Source organism: Streptococcus equinus, from assembly GCF_900104225.1.
GTDB classification, from domain to species: domain Bacteria; phylum Bacillota; class Bacilli; order Lactobacillales; family Streptococcaceae; genus Streptococcus; species Streptococcus equinus_D.
In genome coordinates this window covers 1-24,291 of the sequence record NZ_FNJK01000001.1, presented here as the reverse complement: position 1 = coordinate 24,291, position 24,291 = coordinate 1, and the positions used below count along the sequence as shown (strand labels likewise).

Annotated in this window: 24 protein-coding genes and 1 riboswitch; of the genes, 7 read left to right on the top strand and 17 right to left on the bottom strand. The window is 36.8% G+C overall.

Going from position 1 to position 24,291, the window contains the following annotated elements; genetic code table 11:
- Nucleotides 1–9: 9 nt before the first annotated feature.
- The 4 genes from upp to BLP98_RS00100 form a co-directional block, all read right to left on the bottom strand.
- The gene (upp, locus tag BLP98_RS00115) at nt 10–639 is read right to left on the bottom strand and encodes a uracil phosphoribosyltransferase (RefSeq protein WP_021142946.1); all 630 of its coding nucleotides are present in this window, start codon (nt 637–639) and stop codon (nt 10–12) included.
- A 149-nt stretch (nt 640–788) separates the two neighbouring features.
- Entirely contained in the window at nt 789–1,952 is a 1,164-nt protein-coding gene (locus tag BLP98_RS00110) for a MalY/PatB family protein (protein ID WP_074481338.1), read from the bottom strand.
- Nucleotide 1,953: 1 nt separating this feature from the next.
- Nucleotides 1,954–3,048: a cystathionine gamma-synthase gene (locus BLP98_RS00105; RefSeq protein ID WP_074481337.1), complete on the bottom strand. Its 1,095-nt coding sequence runs from the start codon at nt 3,046–3,048 to the stop codon at nt 1,954–1,956.
- A gap of 299 nt (nt 3,049–3,347) precedes the next feature.
- Nucleotides 3,348–4,982: a putative polysaccharide biosynthesis protein gene (locus BLP98_RS00100; RefSeq protein WP_074481336.1), complete on the bottom strand. Its 1,635-nt coding sequence runs from the start codon at nt 4,980–4,982 to the stop codon at nt 3,348–3,350.
- Nucleotides 4,983–5,077: 95 nt separating this feature from the next.
- Here BLP98_RS00100 and BLP98_RS00095 point away from each other — a divergent pair, with 95 nt between their 5' ends.
- The 5 genes from BLP98_RS00095 to BLP98_RS00075 all read left to right on the top strand — a co-directional run bounded on the left by BLP98_RS00095 (nt 5,078) and on the right by BLP98_RS00075 (nt 10,496).
- Nucleotides 5,078–6,529, top strand: coding sequence for a UDP-N-acetylmuramoyl-L-alanyl-D-glutamate--L-lysine ligase (locus tag BLP98_RS00095; RefSeq protein ID WP_074481335.1), 1,452 nt, complete (start codon nt 5,078–5,080; stop codon nt 6,527–6,529).
- A gap of 176 nt (nt 6,530–6,705) precedes the next feature.
- Nucleotides 6,706–7,488, top strand: coding sequence for an ABC transporter ATP-binding protein (locus BLP98_RS00090; protein ID WP_074481334.1), 783 nt, complete (start codon nt 6,706–6,708; stop codon nt 7,486–7,488).
- 19 nt (nt 7,489–7,507) lie between these two features.
- Nucleotides 7,508–8,440: an ABC transporter substrate-binding protein gene (locus tag BLP98_RS00085; RefSeq protein WP_074481333.1), complete on the top strand. Its 933-nt coding sequence runs from the start codon at nt 7,508–7,510 to the stop codon at nt 8,438–8,440.
- A gap of 35 nt (nt 8,441–8,475) precedes the next feature.
- A complete protein-coding gene (locus BLP98_RS00080; RefSeq protein WP_074481332.1) occupies nt 8,476–9,498 on the top strand; it encodes a FecCD family ABC transporter permease in 1,023 nt (340 codons plus the stop codon).
- A complete protein-coding gene (locus BLP98_RS00075) occupies nt 9,495–10,496 on the top strand; it encodes a FecCD family ABC transporter permease (RefSeq protein WP_074481331.1) in 1,002 nt (333 codons plus the stop codon). Before BLP98_RS00080 ends, BLP98_RS00075 begins: the two co-directional genes overlap by 4 nt.
- A gap of 21 nt (nt 10,497–10,517) precedes the next feature.
- Here the strand turns inward: BLP98_RS00075 and BLP98_RS00070 are convergent, their stop codons facing one another.
- A complete protein-coding gene (locus BLP98_RS00070) occupies nt 10,518–11,174 on the bottom strand; it encodes a DUF1803 domain-containing protein (RefSeq protein ID WP_074481330.1) in 657 nt (218 codons plus the stop codon).
- Nucleotides 11,167–11,682, bottom strand: a complete 516-nt coding sequence (locus BLP98_RS00065) for a YiiX/YebB-like N1pC/P60 family cysteine hydrolase (protein ID WP_074481329.1) — start codon at nt 11,680–11,682, stop codon at nt 11,167–11,169. Before BLP98_RS00065 ends, BLP98_RS00070 begins: the two co-directional genes overlap by 8 nt.
- A gap of 108 nt (nt 11,683–11,790) precedes the next feature.
- On the opposite strand from BLP98_RS00065, the gene yaaA reads away from it, so the two are divergent.
- Nucleotides 11,791–12,522 carry a peroxide stress protein YaaA gene (gene yaaA / locus BLP98_RS00060; protein ID WP_074481328.1) on the top strand — a complete coding sequence of 244 codons (732 nt, stop codon included), beginning with the start codon at nt 11,791–11,793 and terminating at the stop codon, nt 12,520–12,522.
- Nucleotides 12,523–12,571: 49 nt separating this feature from the next.
- Here the strand turns inward: yaaA and BLP98_RS00055 are convergent, their stop codons facing one another.
- From BLP98_RS00055 to BLP98_RS00035, 5 genes are all read right to left on the bottom strand, one after another.
- Nucleotides 12,572–13,504 (bottom strand): manganese-dependent inorganic pyrophosphatase, encoded by a 933-nt coding sequence (locus tag BLP98_RS00055; RefSeq protein WP_074481327.1) that lies wholly within the window; start codon nt 13,502–13,504, stop codon nt 12,572–12,574.
- Between the two features lie 149 nt (nt 13,505–13,653).
- Entirely contained in the window at nt 13,654–14,295 is a 642-nt protein-coding gene (locus BLP98_RS00050) for a hypothetical protein (RefSeq protein WP_074481326.1), read from the bottom strand.
- A gap of 60 nt (nt 14,296–14,355) precedes the next feature.
- The gene (gene pflA / locus BLP98_RS00045) at nt 14,356–15,144 is read right to left on the bottom strand and encodes a pyruvate formate-lyase-activating protein (RefSeq protein ID WP_074481325.1); all 789 of its coding nucleotides are present in this window, start codon (nt 15,142–15,144) and stop codon (nt 14,356–14,358) included.
- A 74-nt stretch (nt 15,145–15,218) separates the two neighbouring features.
- Nucleotides 15,219–16,550, bottom strand: coding sequence for a hemolysin family protein (locus tag BLP98_RS00040; protein WP_074481324.1), 1,332 nt, complete (start codon nt 16,548–16,550; stop codon nt 15,219–15,221).
- Nucleotides 16,551–16,716: 166 nt separating this feature from the next.
- The gene (locus BLP98_RS00035) at nt 16,717–18,639 is read right to left on the bottom strand and encodes a sugar MFS transporter (protein WP_074481323.1); all 1,923 of its coding nucleotides are present in this window, start codon (nt 18,637–18,639) and stop codon (nt 16,717–16,719) included.
- A gap of 193 nt (nt 18,640–18,832) precedes the next feature.
- Between BLP98_RS00035 and BLP98_RS00030 the strand changes: the two genes are divergently transcribed.
- Nucleotides 18,833–19,618 (top strand): ABC transporter ATP-binding protein, encoded by a 786-nt coding sequence (locus BLP98_RS00030; RefSeq protein ID WP_074481322.1) that lies wholly within the window; start codon nt 18,833–18,835, stop codon nt 19,616–19,618.
- Between the two features lie 40 nt (nt 19,619–19,658).
- On the opposite strand, the gene BLP98_RS00025 is transcribed toward BLP98_RS00030, so the two are convergent.
- The 6 genes from BLP98_RS00025 to BLP98_RS09620 form a co-directional block, all read right to left on the bottom strand.
- On the bottom strand, nt 19,659–20,207 hold the full coding sequence (locus BLP98_RS00025) for a tRNA 5-(aminomethyl)-2-thiouridylate-methyltransferase MnmM (protein WP_074481321.1): 549 nt from the start codon (nt 20,205–20,207) through the stop codon (nt 19,659–19,661).
- Nucleotides 20,204–21,142, bottom strand: coding sequence for a tRNA modification radical SAM protein MnmL/YtqA (locus BLP98_RS00020; RefSeq protein WP_074481320.1), 939 nt, complete (start codon nt 21,140–21,142; stop codon nt 20,204–20,206). The genes BLP98_RS00025 and BLP98_RS00020 overlap by 4 nt, the downstream gene beginning before the upstream one ends.
- 85 nt (nt 21,143–21,227) lie before the next feature.
- Nucleotides 21,228–21,884 carry a phosphatase PAP2 family protein gene (locus BLP98_RS00015; RefSeq protein WP_074481319.1) on the bottom strand — a complete coding sequence of 219 codons (657 nt, stop codon included), beginning with the start codon at nt 21,882–21,884 and terminating at the stop codon, nt 21,228–21,230.
- Nucleotides 21,885–22,047: 163 nt separating this feature from the next.
- Nucleotides 22,048–22,611, bottom strand: coding sequence for an ECF transporter S component (locus tag BLP98_RS00010; protein ID WP_074481318.1), 564 nt, complete (start codon nt 22,609–22,611; stop codon nt 22,048–22,050).
- 76 nt (nt 22,612–22,687) lie between these two features.
- Nucleotides 22,688–22,944, bottom strand: a riboswitch (FMN riboswitch).
- A gap of 93 nt (nt 22,945–23,037) precedes the next feature.
- Nucleotides 23,038–23,583, bottom strand: coding sequence for a tRNA (cytidine(34)-2'-O)-methyltransferase (locus BLP98_RS00005; RefSeq protein ID WP_074481317.1), 546 nt, complete (start codon nt 23,581–23,583; stop codon nt 23,038–23,040).
- Between the two features lie 372 nt (nt 23,584–23,955).
- The gene (locus BLP98_RS09620) at nt 23,956–24,081 is read right to left on the bottom strand and encodes a hypothetical protein (RefSeq protein WP_267888197.1); all 126 of its coding nucleotides are present in this window, start codon (nt 24,079–24,081) and stop codon (nt 23,956–23,958) included.
- Nucleotides 24,082–24,291: the final 210 nt, after the last annotated feature.

The window sequence follows — 24,291 nt, the reverse complement described above, 5'->3', positions numbered from 1 at the left end:
AGCTTAGCTTTATTTTGTACCAAACAAACGGTCACCAGCGTCACCAAGACCTGGTACGATGTAACCATTTTCGTTAAGTTTTTCATCAAGAGCAGCTGTGTAGATATCGATATCTGGGTGAGCTTCTTGAAGAGCTTTAACACCTTCTGGAGCAGCAACAAGACAGATAAATTTGATGTTAGCTGCACCGCGTTTTTTAAGAGAGTCAACTGCCAAGATTGCAGAACCGCCTGTAGCAAGCATTGGGTCTACAACAAAAATTTGACGTTGATCGATATCTTCTGGTAATTTCACAAGATACTCAACTGGTTGCAAAGTTTCTTCGTCACGGTACATACCAATGTGACCAACTTTAGCCGCTGGAATAAGGCTCAAGAAACCATCAACCATACCGATACCAGCACGTAGGATAGGAACAATCGCTAATTTTTTACCAGTCAATTGTTTTTGAGTTGTTTTTGTGATAGGTGTTTCAATTTCAACATCTTCCAAAGGAAGGTCGCGAGAAACTTCATAACCCATAAGCATCGCGATTTCGTTAACCAATTCGCGGAAATCTTTAGTTGAAGTTGTTGTACGACGTAAAATTGACAATTTGTGTTGGATTAGCGGATGTGAGATAACTTGGAATTTTCCCATGATTGTACTCCTTTATACTGAATTTAGTTTAACCTTACCAATTATAGCAGAAAATAAGGAAATTTGCTAAAATTTTATGACGAATGTCACATTTTTTAGCAAAAATTGCCAAAAGCATCACAAAAAAGCAGGCGTCAGCCAGCTTTTTCTTATTTTCCAAAAGCCTTAGCAATGCGCTCGCTAGCTTCCTTAATGGTTTCAAAAGGCGTTGCTACATTTAAGCGTGCAAAAGTTTTTCCTTCTTTACCAAAATGTGCGCCATCATTTAAAACCACTTTTGCTTCCTTTTGTAGTTTCTCATCCAGTTGTGGTTGTTCAATGCCATAAGCAGAAAAATCTAACCAAACCAAGTAAGTCCCTTCTGGTTTCATAACCTTGATTTTCGTATTTTTTTCAAAATAGTCGACAAGATAATCGATATTTTTTTCAACCACTTTTTTGAGTTCTTCTAACCAAGGTTTGCCGTAAGTAAAGGCGGTTTCTGTAGTAATCATACCAATTGTTGGAACTTCATGCTGATTATTAGCCAGTTGAACACGTTGAAATTTTCGTCGTAAAGTCGGATTTTGAATAATCACGAAACTATTCTTAGTTCCTGCAATATTAAAAGTCTTCGTCGCTGACGATAAAACCAAGGTAAAGTCTTTAAAACTATCATCAACTGTATTGAAAGAATGATGAGTATGACCAAAAAGGGCTAAATCTTGATGAATTTCATCTGAAACCAAAATAACACCGTGTTTTTTGCAAAGCTGACCAATTTTTTGCAATTCAACCTTTGACCAAACACGTCCACCAGGATTATGCGGACTGCAAAAGACATAAAGTTTAACCTGATTTTCCACAATGTCTTTTTCCAACTGCTCAAAATCAATTTCAAAATGCCCATTTTTAATCAGCAATGAATTTTCAACCAACTTACGATCATTAAGGCGAATAGTACGAGCAAAGGGATAATAGACTGGCGAATTAATCAAGACAGCATCGCCTTTTTCTGTAAAAGCTTGAATAGCGACCGAAATGGCTGGGACAACACCATCAATAAAAGAAATATCTTCCTTTTTGATCTCATAGCCATGCTCATTTTTTTCCCAATCAATCACGGATTGATAGAGAGAATCTTTAAAATAATTATAGCCAAAGATATGTTCCTGACCATAATCAATGATGGCCTGTTTAATTTCTGGAACAGGTAAGAAATCCATGTCAGCTACCCACAATTGAAGCAAATCTGGATTTTTTTCTGAGCTTTGCCATTTATAAGTAAACTGATTTAGACGATTGGGTCTACTTGTAAAATCATATTTTCCCATATTACCCCTCCAAAGCATTTTTCAAATCTTCAATCAAATCTTCAACGTCTTCAATACCGATTGACAAACGTAATAAATCATTAGTCAAACCGTAAGAAAGACGAACATCTTCAGGAATATCAGCGTGCGTTTGCGTTCTTGGATAAGTGATTAGACTTTCTACACCTCCAAGACTTTCTGCAAATGTGATAATCTCTAGATGATTAATGATATTAGGAATTTTCGTTTCATCTACCACTTTAAATGAAATCATACCACCTTTTCCAGTGTAAAGCACCTCTTTGACAGCTGATGAATTTTTCAAAAAGGCGACAATTTCGTGAGCATTTTCTGTGGCTTTTTCCATACGAAGTTTAAGAGTCTTGAGACCTCGCATTAACATATAGGAATCAAAAGGAGAAAGGGTAGGTCCTGTAGTATTCAGATTATAAAAAAGTTTGTCATAAATAGCTTTATCACTGGTAATCACAACACCTGCAAGAACATCATTGTGACCAGCTAAGTATTTTGTGGCTGAATGAACCACGATATCAGCTCCAAGAGCAATTGGATTTTGATAAATCGGACTATAAAATGTGTTATCAACGACTAATTTAGCTCCATTGGCATGTGCAACTTCTGCAACTTTCACAATGTCAAATTCAATCATCAAAGGGTTCGTCGGTGTTTCAAGGTAAACGATATCCGTCTCTTCAGAAATTGCAGCTATAAGGTCAGTTTCTGAATTAGCATAGGTAAACTCAAAACGTCCTTCTTTTTCCTTGTCATTAAACCAACGGAAAGACCCACCGTACAAATCACGCGCAGCTACTACTTTTGCTCCAACGGGAAAAATTTCAAGCGCTAAAACAATAGCGCTCATACCTGATGAAGTCGCTAAGGCATAATCTGCTTTTTCAATCGCTGCCAGTGTTTTTTCAAGGGTAGCGCGTGTTGGATTTTTCGTTCTTGTATAATCAAATCCTGTTGATTTTCCAAATTCAGGATGTTGATAAGTCGTTGAAAAATGAATCGGTGCTGCAAGAGCTCCCGTTGCTTCATCCGACTTGATCCCAGCATGAGCTAAAATAGTAGCCAATCTACAGTCACTTTTCATAATAGTCCCCCTTCTCATCTCATATACGATCTGTCAAAAATTTATAGACCTTATTCTAACATTTATTTTCTAAAATGCATGCCTTTTAGCTATTCTAATTCTTGATACTTAGCTATAAGAAAAAACTATAGCTAAAAAGAAAGTGATGTTTTAAAAGCTGATTTATCAGCATATTAGAAATCAGTCAACACTATGCCTTGCTTATTATAACTACATAAAAAAAGAAGCTGAGAACTTTTGTCTCAGCCTCTTTCACGAGTCTAGAAATTAAAAGCAAATTTAGCCCTATGGACTGTTTTTTACTCTAGATGGAATTTTTGACGCAATGCTTTTGCTCGACTTCCAATTAATTTATCTAAGAGATGAGTTGCCAAAGCTAAGAAGCCGTAAACAGCAACACCAAGCGCTCCCATGAGAACTAGATAAATCACACTACCAATACGAGTCGTTGGACTGATAATAAAGTGAAGTCCAAAAGTACCTAAAGCAACAACCACTCCCATGATGGCTGTTAAAATAGTCACCAAAAGAATGCCTCGCCATAATGCCTTGCGGTTAAAGTGTGTTACTTGATGAATTTGATTGAACATCAGAACAATTGGAATCATCAAACCAATAGCCGTTGATAAAAGTGGACCATAAGCTTTAAATAAAAAGATAAATGGCACTTGCAAAACAATTTTCACAACTAAACCATAAGCAAAATAGTGAATCGCTTTACGGTTTTCAAAAAGAGCTTGTAACATTGGTGCTAACAAACTATAAAGTGCCAAGAAAATCACTTGAATCAAAGCGCCAACAAACAACCATAATGCATCGTTATTTGGTGCACCATAGAAAAGAGTGTAGAGAGGTTGAGCCAAAATAATAGCTCCCATCATAGCTGGAAAAAGCACCATGCACAGCATTTGTAAACTATTAATCACCAAATGCGCTGCAGCTTTTTTATCTTTGTTAACAAAGTTTTCTGTCAAAAGCGGAATTCCTGCACCACCAATTGCTGTTGCCAAAGAAATCAAAATCATCGTAACCTTATTTGGGTTACTTGATAAGTAAGCATACAAAATTTGCAATTCTTTCAGACTATGTGACGTAAAGAGTTTCATTGAATTAATGAAAGACCATTGGTCAACAAGTTGGAACAATTGAATCGCTGCTCCAGTGATGATAAATGGAATTGCTTCTTTTACGGTTTCGATGATAATCGCATTAGCATCGATATCAATCTCTTCATTTTCCTTAGATAAAATAGCCTGTAGTTTTCCTTCTTTCCAAAGGAAGAAAATGAGCACCATCACACTGGCAATCATTCCGATAAAGGCTGCAAACGTCGATTGTACAACGGCTGAGACATAGTCGCCAGAGCCAATCTTCATAATCATAAAGGCTGTGAGCAACATCCAAATCACTCGAATCACTTGTTCAGCAATTTGGCTCATGGCATAAGGTTTTAAGTTGTTAAAACCTTGAAAGAATCCACGAAGAACACTCATCGATGGGAAAATCAATACCGCCCAAGATAAGCTTTTCATAACGCGAACTAAATCTTCGCCACCGCCACTCCAAGCGGCTTGAAGTGGTGCTCCAAGATACATAATCGCTGCAAAAATTAAGCCAAGTAATAAGGTTAATTTTAAGATTTTGCGTAAAAGGTAATAGCTGGTTTCTTCTTGTCCAAGAGTATTATACTTAGAAACTTGCTTAGCAATGGCTACAGGAATCCCAGCCGTTGAAATTAATAGGAATACAGCATAAATGTTATAGCCCATTCCAAAAAGAGCATTAGCTTGTTCACTGTGTGTGCCCATCCATGCATACCACGGAATAATATAGAAGGCACCCAAGAGACGACTGATGAAGTTTGAAGCTGTTAACCAAGCAGCTCCGCGCACCATCTGCTGTTGCTGTGTCACATTTGTTTTGTTTTCAGACATAGTATTCTTCCTAATTTTAAAATAAGCGTTACTTTTTATTATAAACTTTTGCCTGTGACTTGTAAAACAAGGACATTAAGTCTAAAATAGAGAGTATGATTACACTTGAAAAAACCCTCGACATTTTGAAAAAAGATCATAATTTCCGTGAAGTGATCTTCCATAATCATTACAGTCTTAATTGGGCAGAAAATCCTACTTTTTCTAAAATTAGTTTTGATAGCCGCGATGTGGACAGTTCAACACTATTCTTTGCCAAAGGTGCGACCTTTAAAAAAGAATATCTTGAGCAAGCTATCCAAAAAGGCTTACCTTTCTACGTCAGCCAAGTTGACTATGAACTAGATATTCCTGCTATTATCGTTACAGATATTAAAAAAGCGATGAGCTTGATTGCGATGGAATTCTACGGTCATCCTGAAGAAAAACTAAAAATCATTGCCTTTACTGGAACTAAAGGGAAAACAACTGCGGCTTACTTTACTTACAACATTTTGAAACAAAGTCACAAACCAGCTATGTTTTCAACTATGAATACAACCCTCGATGGTGAAACATCCTTCAAATCAAAACTAACAACACCAGAAAGTCTTGATCTCTTCAAAATGATGGCGACAGCCGTTGATAATGGTATGACTCACCTTATCATGGAAGTTTCTAGTCAAGCCTACCTTGTTGACCGTGTCTATGGTCTAACTTTTGATGTCGGTGCTTTTCTTAACATTAGTCCAGACCACATCGGGCCAATTGAACACCCAACCTTTGAAGATTATTTCTACCACAAACGCTTGTTGATGGCTAACAGTAAAGCCGTTGTTGTTAATGCAGGCATGGATCATTTTAAAGTAGTTGCTGAGCAAGTAGCTGATCTTCCTCATGATTTTTATGGTAAGGGTTCTGATAACACTATTGAAAATGGCAGAGCGTTTGATTTTGACGCGACTGGTAAACTCGCTGGTCATTATGACATCCAACTTATTGGCTCATTTAACCAAGAAAATGCCATGGCAGCTGGTCTTGCTTGTCTTCGCTTAGGAACAAGTCCTTCTGACATCAAAAAAGGAATCGCTGAAACAAGTGTTCCTGGTCGTATGGAAGTTATTACGCAAGCAAATGGTGCTAAAGTTTTCGTCGATTACGCGCACAATGGTGATAGTCTTGAAAAACTATTGTCAGTTGTTGAAGAACACCAAACTGGAACATTACATTTGATTCTAGGAGCTACTGGTAATAAAGGTGAAAGTCGCCGCGCTGACTTTGCTCGTGTGATTAACGCTCACCCAAATCTTCAAGTCATCCTAACTGCTGATGACCCTAATTACGAAGATCCACAAGCAATCGCTGAAGAAATTGCAAGCCAAGTTACTCGTCCGCTAGCTATTCAAGTAGACCGCGAAAAAGCTATTGCAAAAGCTATGGCAGCTACTACAAATGAAAATGACGCTGTTATTATCGCTGGTAAGGGTGCTGACGCTTACCAAATCGTAAACGGTGAACGCACAGCCTATGCTGGTGACTTGAACATCGCTAAAAAATACCTTAATTAGAACGGTTACAATTATTATTTCGAATCATTCTAATTAATTAAAATATTGTTTAATTTTTATAAAAATTTTTCAAAAAAAGGCTTTTCAGAGGCCTTTTTTCTTGTTACAATGAAAAAACAATTCTCAATTTTTGAGACTTGTTGCAACTATCATTTTCACAAGAAAGGAGGTCTGTCATGTCAGAAATTCGTGCTGAAAACATTTCTATCTCTTATGATGATAAAGCAGTGATTCAAGACTTGTCGACTCAAATTGCTAACGGCAAAATCACAACAATCATTGGAGCTAATGGCTGCGGTAAATCAACCTTACTAAAAGCCTTAACACGTATTCAGGCAGTAAAAGCAGGTCAAATTTTGATTGATGGTAAAGCTATTGCTGATTTACCAACTAAGGAAATTGCTAAAAAAATAGCTTTGCTCCCACAAGTACTTGAAGCTACTGAAGGCATTACCGTTTATGAGCTTGTTTCATATGGTCGTTTTCCTCATCAAAAGTATTTCGGACAGTTAAGTAACGATGATAAAGTTAAAATCAACAGGGCAATGGAAATGACAAAAATCACTGACCTTGCCAATGAAAAAGTCGATGCTCTCTCAGGAGGTCAGCGCCAACGTATTTGGATTGCTATGGCATTAGCCCAAGATACAGAGACAATTTTTCTTGATGAACCTACAACTTACCTAGATATGAATCATCAATTGGAAATCTTAGAATTACTCAAAAAACTCAATCAAGAAACCCGTAAAACTATCATTATGGTCTTACATGATTTGAATTTATCGGCACGTTTTTCAGATAACTTAATTGCCATGAAAAGCGGTGCTATTCAATATCACGGTCAGGTTGAAGAGATTATGACAACTGATATTTTAAGAGATATTTTTAGCATCGAGGCACAGATCGTTCAAGATCCGATTCACAACTGTCCTATTTTGCTGACTTATCAGCTCACATAAATATCAGGAGAACTTAGACATGAAAAAGTTTTTTGTCGCTTTAACAACATTTCTAGCAACACTTATGCTGGTTGCTTGTCAAAATAACTCATCAACTTCAGATAGTACAGAACTATCAAGCATGCCTAAAATAACAGGATTTTCTTACCAGGGGGATATTCCTAAAAATCCTAAAAAAGTTGTCAACTTTGCTTACTCTTATACTGGCTATCTTCTTGAATTAGGAGTTAATGTGTCTAGTTATTCACTAGATTTAGAAAAAAATAGCCCTGCTTTTGGTGATCAATTGAAAGACGCAGTTCAGCTAACTTCAGATGACACTGAAGCTATTGCTGCTCAGGAACCAGACCTCATCATTGCTTTTTCAACTGATGAGCACCTCAAAGAACTAAAAGAGATTGCTCCTGTTTTGGTTATTGAATATTGTAAAAGTGATTACTTAGAAATGATGACAAACCTAGGAAAAGTCTTTGGTAAAGAAGACAAAGCTAAAAAATGGCTTGATAACTGGAAAACTAAAACAGCCAAAGCTAAAGAAGAGCTATCACAATACCTTGATCCATCAACAAGCTTTACTGTTATGGATTTCTATGATAAAAATATCTACCTCTACGGTAATAACTGGGGACGTGGTGGAGAATTAATTTATGACTCACTAGGTTATACAGCCCCAGAAAAAGTAAAAAACGATGTCTTCACGGCTGGTTGGTTTGGTATTTCACAAGAAGTTCTTGCCAATTATACTGGTGACTATCTTGTTTTCAATGTTAGCAAAGATACCAAAAAAGCCGCTGCTTCACTAAAAGAAAGTGATGTTTGGAAAAATATCCCAGCTGTTAAAAATCAAAAAGCTCTTGAAGTTGACGAAAATCTCTTCTACTTCTCTGACCCAATGTCACTCGACAAACAATTGGAAGCTTTTGTATCAGCTGTCAAAAAAGCTAACAGCTAATAAAATTCACCCATTTCTCTGAAAAAGGAAATACAATGAAACAACCGTACCTTCTTATTCAGAAAAATAAGCCAAGTCGAACTTGGCTTGTTTTTTTCAGCATCAGTATCTTTTTTCTTCTAGGCTGGTACTTAAGTCTACGTTTTGGTGCTGTTTCTTATTCAAATCAGCAAGTCTTGAGTGTTTTGAAAACACCGCTAACTGATTCTAGTTTGCAAGATGTCATTTTTGATTTACGTTTGCCAAGATCAATCGCTGCTATTTTAGTTGGAGCAGCTATGGCACAAGCAGGTAGTATTATCCAAGGAGTTACTCGAAATCCTATTGCTGATCCGGGACTCCTCGGTATTAATGCTGGAGCTGGATTAGCCTTGATTGCTGGTTATGCTATTTTCGGTAGCATGCACTACAGTCTAACACTCTTACTTTGTCTGCTTGGAGCAGGTATTGCTGCTTGTCTGATTTTCGGCATTGCCTATCATCCCCAAAAGGGATATCAGCAAGTTCGACTTATTTTAGCAGGGGCCATGATTTCAACTCTTTTTTCATCTCTTGGACAAGCCTTAACACTATATTTTGATTTATCAAAAGCAGTGATTGGTTGGCAAGCAGGTGGACTAGCGCAGACTAATTGGAGAATGCTTGCAATTATTGCACCTTTCATTATTATTGGTTTGCTACTAGCACAGCTATTGGCTCACCAGTTGACCATTTTAGGTCTCAATGAAACAGTCGCTAAATCGTTAGGACAGAGAACACTTACTGTCACTATTAGTCTTCTCAGCATTGTCCTGATTTTATCTGCTGCTGCCGTCGCTCTTGTTGGAAGTCTTGCTTTTGTCGGGCTTATCATTCCTCATTTTATCAAAATGTTTGTGGCGAGAGATTATCGCATAATTCTTCCATTGACTGCATTTGCTGGTAGCACTTTTATGCTTTGGGTGGATTTAGTATGCCGTACCATCAACCCACCAGCTGAAACTCCTCTTAGTGCTATTATCAGTATCGTTGGGCTACCTTGCTTTCTTTGGTTAGTCCGAAAGGGGGAACATCTATGAAATTTCAAGCAAAATGGATTAGCCAATTCGCTTTTCTTCTCCTTATTTTGCTGCTCGTTTTTCTCTGTTCCTTGTCAATAGGCTATGCTAATACATCTTTTCTTAAAGTCATCGAGGTCTTTTTAGGAAAATCAGATGCCACCATGACATTAATTATTTGGAAAATCAGACTTCCTCGAATTTTAGCCTGCATGATTGGTGGTGGCTCACTTGCCATGGCAGGCGTCTTGCTACAAACACTTACTAAAAATCCACTGGCCGACTCTGGGATTTTAGGTATTAATGCTGGGGCTGGATTGGTCATTGCGATAATGGTAGGTGTCTTAGATATCACAAATCCAGCTAGCCTTGCACTAATGCCTTTCTTAGCTATACTTGGTGCTCTGTTAACCATCTGCACAGTATACGCCGTTTCTTATCAAAGGCATCAACCGATTCGTCCAACACGATTAATCATCTCAGGAGTGGGAATATCAAGCTTACTCTCAGGTATCATGGTCTCCATTATTGCTAATCTTGACATTGGTAAAACTGACTATATTGTCTCATGGTTAAGTGGTAAGGTAACTGGTGGCAACTGGCAAACCTTGGTGATTTTTACACCTTTATTAGTCATCACTTGGGGAATTATTTACTGGCGCAGTTATCGTCTTAACATGATGATGTTCAGTGAAGAAACAAGCATTGCACTTGGACTTAATATAAAAAATGAGCGCCTTTGGACACTCATCTTATCAACAACTTTAGCCGCACTTAGTGTGGTTTTAGTTGGTAATATTACTTTTGTCGGACTACTAGCTGGCCATATCACACACCGCTTACTTGGCAACGATCACCGCCTCATCTTACCAGCTAGTATGCTCATTGGAATGATACTACTTCTCATCGCAGATACTATTGGGCGTAGCTTACTTGTTGGAACAGGTATTCCAACGGGAATCATCATCTCAATAATTGGTGCACCTTATTTCCTTTATCTCATGATAAAAACGGCATAAACTGTCCACTGGACAGTTTTTTTAATCTTTACTTGTAAAAACTAGAGTTTCTTTATCAAAGCTCATATTTAATTGGTATTTGCCTTGATCATTTTTTCGGATATAATCCAATTTTTCCAAAGCTTCCACAAAAATATCAGGTCGTTTTTGTACGACTTCGTCTTTTCTAGCAAATTTCAAAAGAAAAGTTGTCATGTATTTCAAGGCGTACTGTGGATTAACATCTCCAAGTAAGTCAAATAAAGGCTCTTGCGCTTCAGACATTGGTAAATTATCAGCTAATTTGAAAAAATAATTTGCAAGCGTTAATTCGCTTCTAGCAATACTTGTTTTTTCAACAAGTACCAAATCGTTAGTTTGATTTGTCAGACGTGTCTCAAAAGATAATGCCATCAAATCATCATAGATTGGACTTTGATCATCCACAAAAATCTGACTGTCTAAATCAATATTTTCTAGAGAATTGAGCAAGTCAAAACCAATCGTATAGCGTTTATTGTCACGAATAATATAACCCGCTTGAACATATTCTTCAATCAAGCGATCAATCTTTGACATATCTTGAAAATTGGCTTTGATTTGACGTAAGGTCACATCATCTGTCTGGTAAAGAAAATTAGCCAAATCCTTAAAAAAAGTTTGACGTGTTAATTTATCTGGATTAAAAATCTTAATCATATAATTCTCCTAAATACTGTAAATACTCTGATTGTGATAGCTGACTTGGATTCGTCCCTGCTTGATTTAACGGTACAGCAAGACCAAGCTGCTCATAGTAAGACTGCCAAAAATCAGAAATCGTATGCTTATCATCCCCAAATTGCATTGGAATGGTTTCAAAAATCGGTAAAATTTCTGCGATATACTGTGAACAATAATAGCAACCATTATCCGGATAAAAACTATCATTATAGGGCTTACCAAGTAAAGCCTCCGCAGCAGACAAAACTTGGTCAGAATTAATGTCAGAGTAACGATAAACCGAAATAACCTGCTCATGTGTCTTCAAAACCTCTTTAAGGCTTTCTTTTGCTACACCCTTAACCTTTGTCGCATGATAAATCATCTGATTAAAATAAATACCAACGTGACAATATTGTCCTGTTGCTTCCTGAATAGCTTGCGACATCTCTTGGTTTCCACGCATAAAGAGTAAATCACCAGCTTGCAATTCTTGTAATTTCATATGTTCATTGTAACAAAAAAGATGATGTCCTGCTATAACGAAGTAAATCTCGCCTCTAACAAGCTTTTATCTTTGAAGAATTTTTTAGGTCTGTGCTATAATGCCAGTATGAAAATACTTATCCCTAACGCCAAAGAACTAAACACTAACCAAGATGCCTTTTCGAATCAATCCTTAGAAAAGAAAAGTAAAGAAATTCTCAAAACAATAATAGATTTTTCCGTAGAAAATCTAGTTAACTTTTACAAAATCAATGCTAATAAAGCTGATCAAGAATGGCTACGCTGGCAACGAATTGCTAATGAAGATGCCAAATATTATCCCGCTTGGATGCTATATGATGGTCTCATGTACCGTTACTTAAAACGTCATCAAGTCAGTCAAGCTGAACAAAACTACCTAGATGAGCACCTTCGTATCGCAACAGCATTTTATGGCCTTGTCAGACCAACAGACTTAATTGCCCCACATCGGCTAGATTTTCAAGGCAATCTCAAAATCAATGGTACCTCATTGAAACAATTCTGGCGAAAATCATATGATGAACAAGTTCAAGAAGATGACCTTATCATTTCACTCCTATCATCAGAATTCGAACAAGTCTTTTCACCAAGTATTCGTAAACGCATGATTAAAATTGTCTTTATGGAAAATCGATCTGGCAAATTAAAAATCCACTCAACTATTTCTAAAAAAGGACGTGGCCGTCTGGTCTCTCTCATGGCTGAACAACAAATTAAAACGATTGATGCCATCAAAACATTAACTTTCGATGGTTTCACATTTGCCAAAGACCATTCAGACGACAAAACACTCACCTTTATCCGAAATGGGGAATAAAAAAGACGACTAACAAATGTCGCCTTTTTTATTTTATGTTGCCAATTAATTAAGCGTTGAAGCTTTCAGTCAATTGTGGGACAACTTGTTTTTTACGTGAAACAGCACCAGCAAGGAATGCGTGGTTGTTTTCAAGTTTGAAGTTGAAGGCAGCTTCAACTTTATCCATGTTAGCACCAAGTGCCAAGATTTCTGAGTTTGAGTTAAGGATATCAGTAATCATAAGAACAAAGTCAGAGTAACCGTTAGCAGAGATTGCAGCTGTCATAGCAGCTTCGATTTCTGATTGACGTTCAAGAACTTCGTTGATGTCAACTGTGTTAACTTGTGCAACACGAACTTGGTTTCCGTTAAGTTCGAATGATTTAGCATCTATGTCGATCAATTCTTCAGCAGATTTTGTTGCCAAGTTTGTACCAGCTTTAAGCAATGCCAAACCATATTCCTCAAGGTTAACACCTGCGATTTCTGCCAAGTCAGCAGCAACAGCTGGGTCAGTTGCGTGAGTTGTTGGTGATTTAAGAAGAAGTGTATCTGAAATCAAACCAGACAAAAGCAATCCAGCCATTTCTTTAGGAATAACAACATTGTTTTCTTTGTATAGACGGTAAACAATTGATGAAGCTGAACCAACTGGTTCCAAACGCATGTAAAGTGGGTTAGCAGTTTCAAAGTTAGAAACACGGTGGTGGTCAATCACTTCAACAACTTCAACATCGCGGATATCTGAGATTGATTGTTGGAATTCATTGTGGTCTGTCAAAATAACTTGGTCAGCACCTTCAGCTTTTGCTGATTCAACAACGCGTGGTGCTTCTACACCAAAGTAGTTCAATGCAAAAGTTGTTTCTTCGTTTGGAGTTCCAAGAGCAACAGCTTCAGCATCTACACCAAGTTCACGTTTCAAGTATGCATATGCGATTGATGAACCAAGCGCATCAGAGTCTGGATTTTGGTGACCAAAAACTAAAATTTTAGACATGTTTTTTACCTCATAATAATTATTTATTCTTATTTTAGCAAAATTTAAGGGAGATAGCAAAACTAGCAGACGCTTTTCCCGCATTATTCCTGCAAAAAAGCACCTTTATCAGCAACTCTCAGCAGTTGATGATAAAAATACTTTCATTTTTATTCATTTTCTTTTATCTCTTTTGCAGAATCATCATGAGTATTTTCTGAAATAGTGGCACTAGTTTCTGAAGCTTTTTCAGATATATCATCCTTCTTACCATACTTTTCCTGTTCTAAAGCAAGGCGCAAAAGACGTTCTTCTTCCTCACGATTTTCTTGATTTCTGATAGCTTCTTGTCTCTTACGATAAGCCATAAATTTTCGACTATTATCCACAATATGTAGATTTTTAATGCCTTTAGCAAGCAAGCGCCAAATAAAAGTAATTAGTGACTCAAGTAAGAGTAACAATTCAATCACAACAACACCTAGCAAACTCCAGGCCATAAATAGTGTCACTAGTAGCTGTGAAAAAATCTTTTTAAGATTCCCTAAATCATTATTGTGAATGGATAAAGTTTCCAAGAAAAGGTTAAGAATGCCTTGTAAAAGACCAGATTTAACAGATTTATCACTGTTCAAATCCATTTCTTCTTGGCTAGGCATCACCAAAACAATATCACCATCTTGGATATAATCAACTCTATCCCCTAATGTGATATCAAAATCAAATAAGTCACGCGCTAACTTTTTGATTTTGCCATCTTGCGTTAAATAAACGAACTGATCGTCAAATTTTAAAACTTTGTAACTGTTCATAGTGTCCACCTTTTGATAGAGCTTATCAAAGATTCATCTTAATGTCAATAGTCATACTGTCTAGTGATTAATACGTTTCATGTATTCCGTATAAGACTCAGTGTGCATAAGGTCTTTTGCATTTTGGACACGTTCTTTCGTTGGCGGTTTGACGCCTTCAAGAGTATAAGGAATTCCCAATTCACGCCACTTGAATTCACCCAAGGTATGATAAGGCAAAATTTCAAATTTATCCACGTTTTTTAACGTCTCAACAAATTTCCCTAGCTCAATTAAGTCTTCATCAAAATCGGTCAATCCTGGAACCAAGACATGACGAATCCAGACTGGAACACCCTTATCAGACAAATAACGAGCAAAAGCTAGAATATTAGTATTGGGTTGACGTGTTACAACAATGTGTTGTTTAGGATTGATTTCTTTTAAATCTAAAAGAACTAAATCCGTCACAGCTAGTAACTTATCCACAATTTCGTGATATTCAGGCGTATCTCGGAACGTAAAACCACACGTATCAAGCGTGCAATGAATTCCTAATTCTTTAGCCTTGGTAAAAAGGGCTGTTACAAACTCAATTTGCAACATGGCTTCACCACCTGAAACGGTAATCCCACCATTTTCACCCCAAAAATGTCTATAACGCAACGCTTCTGCTAAAACATCATCAACAGTGCGTTCACGAGATTTATTACTTTCCAAAGCCCAAGTATCTGGGTTATGGCAATATTGGCAACGCATCTTACAACCTTGCATAAAAATGACAAAGCGAATACCAGGACCATCTACAGAACCAAAACTTTCTGTCGAATGAACCATTCCTGTCACTTTTCCGTAATCTATTTCAGCCATTTTCTATCATCCTTTGTAACCGTTTTTCTAATTTTCATTATACCATTTTCCAAAGAAAAAAGACTAAGTCGAACTTAGTCTTCTTCAATACTCTGTTCTATATCAGAAAAAACAACTTTTAATTTTGTCACTCGACCATCTTTTACTTTATCATTTGTCAAAGCAATATGTTTTTCTTTTGAATCAACTTCAAACGTTTCACGACTATCCTGACTTGGAATGTTACCAACACCTGTCAAATAGAATCCGGCAATGGTATCAACGTCATCACTATCTAAATCAAGATCAAAGTAATCATTGAAATCATTCAAAGTCATTGTTCCTGAAACAATGTAAGTATGCTCTCCAATTTCACGGACAAATTGTTCTGATTTATCGGTTTCATCATCAATTTCACCAACAATTTCTTCAAGAAGGTCCTCAAGTGTAACAATCCCTGCAACTCCACCGTATTCATCAAGCAAGATCGCCATTTGATTTTGAGTGTTTCGTAATTGACGTAACAAATCATCAACGAAAATAGTTTCTGGGACAAACAAAGGTTCTTGCAAAATTTTACGTAAAACAATATTGTCAAATCCATCACGGAAACCAGCATCAAGCAGACGTTTCGTATGAAGAACACCAATAATCTTATCCTTGTCATCATCATAGACCGGGATACGTGAGAAGTGTTTTTTCAAAATTTCTTGGATATTTTCTTGAGTATCATCATTAATATCAATCATGAAAGCATCCGTTCTTGGTACCATGACTTCACGCGCCATCAATTCGTCAAGTGAGAAGACCCCCTGAAGCATTTCAATTTCTTCTGCATCCAATGTTTCCTCACTATTTGACAACATGTATTCAATCTCATCACGAGTCATTTTTTCATCAGCATCATCAAACTGCATTGGTGTGATACGTGACAAAAGGTTGGTTGAAGCTGACAACAACCACACAAAAGGGCTAACAATTTTACCAATAAGGATAATCACTGGAGCTGAAACAACCGCTAAATTTTCCTTAAGGTTCATTGCGATACGTTTTGGATAAAGTTCTCCAAGAACAATTGAGATGTAAGTCAAAAAGACAAGAGAAATCACACTACCAGCCGTTTTTGCCCACACAAAACCACCAAACCAAGAGGCAATCACACTACCAAGTGAAGCAGACAAACTAGCCCCTTGCAAAAGACCAATAAAGGTAATACCAACCTGAATGGTTGATAAAAAGTTATTTGGTTTTTCTAGAACAGACAAAAGACGGATATATTTTTTATCTCCTTCTTCTGCTTTTTGTTCAACACGTGAACGATTTAAAGAAACAAGTGCCATCTCAGATGCTGAGAAAAAGGCATTAAACAAAGTCAAAATTAATAATAAAACAAATTGAAAAACTAAATTCTGACTCGGGTCTTCCATATAAATCTTACTCCTCTTCTATATCGGTAGGCATTCTAGCCTACATCTATTCTTATACAGTGACTACATTATAGCATATTTTCTATGTAAAGTATCAAACAAATACTATTACTTTCTTCTATTAAATAAAAAAGCCCAGTTCTTTGAACTGAGCTCCTTTTTCCTTTTACTTCAAAGTAAGAACTGTATCACCAGCTTGTAAGTTTGTACCAGGTGTTGGTTTGATCACAAAGTCATTAAAGACATGTGAATTGGTTACTGTGACGATAACGGTATCATCTAGGCCTGCTTTTTGAATTACTGGATCCCAGAATTCGATTAATTTATCTCCTTTTTTAACATGTTCACCTTCAACAACGTAAGAAACAAAACCAGTTCCTTTTAGTTTAACCGTTCCAATACCGATGTGAATCAATAAGACGATACCATTTTCTGAGACAAGACCAACAGCATGGCGAGTCGTAAAGACTTGACGAACCATAGCATCAAATGGAGCATAAATACAACCGTCGCTAGGCTTAATAGCAAAACCTTTACCGAGACCTTCACTGGCAAAGATTGGATCAGCTACTTGTGACAAAGCAAGAAGTTCACCAAAAATTGGAGCAGAGATGCTAAGACCACCATCAGTTTCAACTTTATCATCGATGAATTCATGACCCCAAGTACGTTCAAGTTCTTCAACAATTTCAGCGTGTTTTTCTTCGGTTAATTTGACACGGAAGAAGAAAACAAGACTACTTAGAACAATCAAAACAAATGGCAAAGCAAAAACATGAAGTTTGAAAGAAATAGCTCCCGCTTTTGTAATAGAATCAGCTGTAGCACCTGTTGTCATACCAGCTGCAACTGCTGCTGCACCGATAACAAGGTTTGAAATCGCACCACCAAATTTATCCAACAAAGGACGAACTGACAAAGTCAAAGCTTCATCACGATGGCCAAGTTTCCATTGACCATATTCAACACAGTCTGTGATAATCATCAAGACAACAAGGAAAACAAGTGGTTGTGGAATAAAGAACAACTCAGCAGCAATTAAAACCAAAGCAAGTGAAGTTCCAGCTACAGAGAATAATCCAATACCACAAAGCATGACCGCAATACATGCAAAGAAAAGATTACGTCGATTCAATTTTCCAGCCAACTGTGGGAAAAGCGACACTGAAAGCAAACCAACAATAGTGTTAATAGTTCCCAAAATAGAAAATTGAGCAGCGTGCCCTAAAATGTAAGTAAAGTAATACAATTCAGAAGCATTTAAAATACTAATACCAGTTGTATACAAAACATATGATAAAGCAATAGCCATCAATTGGTCGTTCTTAGTCAAAACTTTAAGAACATCTTTAAAGCCTGTTTTTTCAGTATTTTTACGAAGGTCTGATTCAATTTCATCTGTTCCGAAAGCAACAGCCAATACAGTCAAAACACCTAGTAAAGCAACGATAAAGGCAAACCAGAACCAACCACGATTATCACCAGCACCACCGTTACGATTTAGTGAGAAGAAGAGAACGATTGGCATAATGACAACACCAACAATATTTGCACCGATTGTTGAACCGATACGAGCAAAGGTTGCTGTTTTTTCACGTTCTTCTGAGCTAAATGACAGAGCTGGAACCATTGACCAAAAGCCAATATCTTTAAAAGAATAAAAAATATCCATCGTGATATAGATAAAGGCAAAGATAATCAAGTAAAGCACTGGATTAGTCTTATTGAGCCCTCCCATATCTGTAAATAAAATCAATAAAGCAATTGAACTAATTGTTCCACCAGCTACTACCCAAGGCTTGAATTTACCCCAGCGTGTCTTAGTATTGTCAATCATGTTTCCAATAAAAGGATCAATAATCAATTCAACAATACGCAAACCAGCAATAATCTGAGTAATATATAAAACCATGCGATTATTTTGCGCCGCATCACCCGTATTAAATAAGTGTGAGGTAATAAAGGTGATAAAGTATGTTGATAGGGTCGCGTAAAAAATATCATGACCAAATGCACCAAAAGCATATGAAATGCGTGAGGTAGCTGCAGATTTTTTCAAATCTTTACTTGAATGAGTCGCTTGATTCATAAAAATCTCCTTCTTCTAACAACTTTGTTTTTTGATTACAAGAATATAGTAAACGCTTTCCTGGATAAAGTCAATGAGTTTTAGTAAAGTTTTACTAACTTTTAGTTTATATTCTCAAACTATTTCAGAAATAAATATCTAAATTTTCTGAAAAATGTTATAATAACTATCAAACAGATTACGGAGGTTCCTCATGACTCAAATTGTTTTAAAAAACGTCACCCTTAAACGACAGAACAAAACTCTTTTAAATAACCTAACTTGGGAAGTTAATAAAGGAGAACACTGGGCAATCTTAGGTCTCAATGGTTCAGGTAAAACATCTCTTCTCAAACTCATCACTGCAGAATACTGGACAAGCGACGGTAGTGTTGAAGTTCTGGGAAATAAATTTGGAGGAACAGATATTAGCAACATGCGTACAAAAATTGGTATCGTCGGCTCATTCATCGCTGAGCGACTATCTCCACACATGCTTGCTGAAAAAATCGTCCTAACTGGGAAATACAAGTCAAGCATTCTCTACACTCAATATGGCGAAAAAGAACTCAATGAAGCTAAGCAAATGTTGATTTCAATTGGTGGTGAACACCTTCTTGGCCGTATCTACGCTAGCCTTTCACAAGGTGAAAAACAACTACTTCTTATTGCACGTAGTTTGATGGAAGAACCTGAAATTTTAATTCTTGATGAAGCAACTAGTGGACTTGACCTTTTTGCACGTGAAAAATTGCTTCGACAAATTGAACAAATCACCAATCTTCCAAAAGCTCCAACAATTCTCTACGTCACACACCACGCAGAAGAAATTACTCGCTCATTTACCCACGTTCTACTTCTCAAAAAAGGGAATATCATTGCCCAAGGTCCAAAAGACCAAGTCCTAACAGAAGATATCTTATCTGATTTTTATGATCAAACCGTATCAATTGTCCCTCTTGGTGATGAACGTATTTACATCAAACCTGAATTTAAATAACGAAAAACCTCTATGACCTTAATCATAGAGGTTTTACTTATTAACGTAATTTTTCAATCATAACCAAAAATGGTGGTTGGTGAATTTGGTTCAAAGGTTTATATAGCATTGTTGCAAATTCTTTTTGATCAAGTGCTGACACAAAATCAAGCACTGCATCTTTTTCCATGTCGCCACCTTCATGACCATAGTAAATCATAATGGCTAAACGTCCACCAATTTCAAGACGTTCTAGAATTTTTTCAATCGCCACAAGCGTTGTGTCAGGTTTTGTAATGACAGTCTTATCCGCACTTGGCAGATAGCCAAGATTGAAAATAGCTGCGCGAATTGGCTCATTAACGTATTGGTCAAGATTTTGATGACCATCAAGAATTAATTGAGCATTTGAAATAGCTTGTTTTTCTAAACGTTCTTGTGTGCTTTTTAAAGCTTGTTCTTGCACATCAAAGGCATAAACTTTTTTAGCCTTTTGCGCCAGAAAAGCTGTGTCATTCCCATTTCCCATTGTCGCATCAACGGCTACCGCGTTACTATCCAACACTTCAGCCAAAAAATCATGTGACAAATGCAAAGGACGTTTAATCATGATTTAGACTCCTCTTCTAATTTACAGCCTTGATAAGAACCGCGGCGTTCCATTTCTTTATCAATAGCGTTCAAAACTTCCCATTTTTTAAGACTCCACATTGGACCGATAAGCATATCGCGCGGAGCATCACCTGTAATACGATGAATGATGATATTTTTAGGAATGATTTCCAATTGATCACAAATAATATTGACATATTCATCCATGCTAAGGAGTTTTAAGCGTCCTTCATGGTAATCACGTTGCATTTTGGTACTTGTCATCAAGTGAAGCAAATGCAGTTTAATCCCATCAATCTCATTATCTGTCACACAACGTCTAACATTTTCAAGCATCATCTCATGCGTCTCACCAGGCAAACCATTAATCAAGTGAGAAACAATTTCCACTTTTGGTGCCAGTTCACGCAGACGCTTTACAGTTTTGACAAACAAGTCATAGGTGTGTGCGCGATTGATAATCTTAGAAGTTTCATCATAAGTCGTCTGCAAACCAAGTTCGACAGTCACATGCATACGCTCAGACAACTCAGCGATATAAGCAACTGTCTCATCAGGTAAACAATCAGGACGTGTTCCAATATTAATCCCAACAACACCTGGTTCATTAATTGCTTGCTCGTAACGCTCACGAATCACTTCTACTGTATCATGGGTGTTAGTGAAGTTTTGAAAATAAACTAAGTATTTTTTAACATCCGGCCACTTGCGGTGCATGAAATCTATTTCTTTATAAAATTGATCACGGATTGGGGCATCTGGAGCTACAATCGCATCACCAGAACCTGATACCGTACAGAAGGTACAGCCGCCATGTGCTACTGTTCCATCACGGTTTGGGCAGTCAAATCCTGCATCAATAGGAACTTTAAATATTTTTTCTCCAAAAATCTCGCGATAATAATCATTTAGAGTATTGTAACGTTTTTTCATAGCTTTTATTATAACACTTTCTACTTATCAGACAAACTCTAGTCACCTTAAAAAGACGACCAAGTGGTCGCCCTTAGCTATTAATTTAATCTTGTTTATCTTGGAAACGCCATTCAAATCGTTTTTGATCATAAATTGGATAGACAGCTGCTGAAATAGCAATAGCTAATAACCAACCACCTAAGATATCTGATGGATAATGAACGCCTAGATAAATACGTGAAATAGCTGTTGTCAAAGCAATTACTAAAACCAAAATTTGTAAACAGCGTTTTGCCAAGGTTTTCGTCAAATGTTGTTCAATAATAATCATCAAACTAATGGCTACAATCATCGTTGACGCTGCATGCCAACTTGGGAAAGATGGGCCTAGTGGTTTCTTAACCAAATACTCAAGACTTGGTCTCGGACGATTATAGAGATATTTGAAAATTGTTGACATAACTCCCATCAAGACCAAATTACCTGATAAAAAGAGAGCTTCTGTTTTCCAATTCTTTTTGAAATAAAAGACTGCTGAGATAGCAAATGTATAAATAAAAACCAAAGCTTCATGACCAAAATTCGTCACTGCTTTGAAAAATGTACTCAAGTGATTTGGCAAATCCCCACGCACACTTGTTTGAATACTTGAATCGATACTTACTAGTACCTCAGGATAAAACTTAACAATATAGCCTAATATCATAAAAAGAACAAGAAATGATGAGGCAATTGAAAAGTAAGTTTGTTTGTGTTTCATTCTAATACCTTTCACAACAATTTAGTGCTGTAGTACTATTATAACCTAGTTAATTTTTTTATCCCAGTCATATCCTTTAAAATCTGTGGCAAAATTGTGGCAGTACATTTCTAGATAGCTAAAAAGGCTAGAAACAAGTCGTTTCTAGCCTTTTGGATATTTATTATTTAACCATTGGTTTTAAAAAGCTCCATAGGATAAAGAAGGCTACTGAAAAAATAAGCCCTTCAATTAAGTTGAATGGGACAACCATCGCAAAGAGGTAATTTCCCAAACCTAGGATAGCTGAAATGTCAAAATTAGCAAATTGTGCGTAAAGTGGTACCGCATAGATATAATTTAAGACCAACATTGCCACGGTCAAGCCGAGCGTTCCCACAACTGAAGCCAAAACGTAGTTTTTTAAACTTGGTTTGCGATTCCAGATGAAAGCCATAGCTAACAAGAAAACACCTAAAGCAACCACATTCATTGGCATACCAATCAGAGTTGCAATGCCGCCGTTGTTTAGCATCAACTTCAAAAGTGTTCGCAAAATCAAAATTCCAAGTGCGCTTTGCAAATCAATCATCACAAGACCAATTAAAACTGGCAAAATAGAAAAATCAAATTGCAAGAAGCTAGCTGATGGAATCAATGGGAATTGCAAATACATCAACAAGAACGAAAGCGTCGATAAAATAGCAATATGCGCCAACTTACGCGTATTAGTCATAGTTTCAGGCATAAAAAAGTTCCTCCAATTTTCTCAAATTGAAAGAAGGCGTTCGAGTATAGAGCTCTACATAAAAACGAGCTAAACTCTTGGTCTTCTCCCATCCAGACTTTACTGTCGGTTCTGGAATCTCACCAGATCAACTGCAAGTGCAGCTCGCGGACTTTCAAATTGCTCTCGTTCTCTTACCAAACTAAGTTGTTTGACCTTTTGCTTTAGTCTAGACGACAACCCACAGACATAACTGATGTTAGGAAAAGGAAGTCAAGGACGAATTAAAGCAAAAGGCAGACAACGAGAGGCAACACCGCCGGTCGGGAATCTCACCCTGCCCTGAAGACACTCTTAGCATATCAAAAAAACGCCGCCACTGCAATGATTTCAGCTCAAAAAGCTTATAATAAAGCAAAAAAACAACTATTTCTAGTTGTTTTTCATTTATTTTAATTTATCATGCGCGTATGTGTGACTTAATTCCAAATTTGGAAATGCTTGCTGACGTAGGGCCTCGTAAACAATCATGCAAACAGTATTTGACAAATTCAAGCTGCGAACGTGTTCATCATTCATTGGAATGCGGAGCGCTTTTTCAGGATTTGCTCGCATAAATTCTTCTGGTAACCCTTTATCTTCACGACCGAAAAGGAAATAGTGATGTTTGCCATCATTGTATTGCTCGTCTGAATAAACTTTTTCAGCGAATTTACTAATCAAATGAACTTGTCCATCACATTTTTCCATAAATTCATCTAAGCTATCATAAAAAGTCACATCAAGTTTATCCCAGTAATCAAGGCCGGCACGTTTCATCTTACGGTCATCAATTGGAAATCCCATCGGACGGATAATGTGTAATGGGGTATTAGTCGCAGCACAAGTTCTGGCAATATTTCCTGTATTTTGTGGAATTTGTGGTTGAAAAAGAACGACATGATTGACAGCCTTAGTAGCTTCTTCTTGGTAATCAAGTTCTTCGATATTCATAACGATTCCTCTCAGTTTTTTGACATAAAAATAAACCACACTGCCCGGAGTCAAGCTCAGCAAACAGCGTGGTTGGCGGCGATTCATTAACTTAAATCATAACAGGTTTGATTTAAACTAACGAATTCTTGTAAATTATTATAACACTTTAACATGCAAAGTCAACGTATTTAACGCGAAAATGTCACGTTTTTACAGCTTTTTTCGTGCTTTTTTTATTGTAAGCCTTTTTTTAGATACAAACTTCATCGCTTATTTCAAAAAATTTAGAGATAGTATTTTTAAAAATACATTCTTTAGAATTCATCATTAATTTGTTATCTATAATTTTTATATTTCCCATATTTTAAGAATTCTATTTTTGTAGAAATGTTAGTCATCATTGCTTGCTAAAATTTGTGCTCCTTTTGGCAATATTTCTTTTAGTTTTTTTCTTGAAAAAAGTTTTTGATTTTCCTCATCATTTAGTAGCAGTTCAGGATTTTCTTTTAAAAACATGCGGTCAGCTTCTAACTGCGAAATTTTTGGTGGCCAAGCATCGTTTTGTGCTTTAAAAAGAATATCATCAGCTGAACGTTGTCCGTTTAAATATTCTTTTAAATCATCAGCTTGGATTTCAAAAATTCGACGAACAGAAGCAATACCAAGTTCAAAAACGGTGAAGTATTTTTCATCTTTGGACTAGGATTTAGTAATTTTATATCAGAA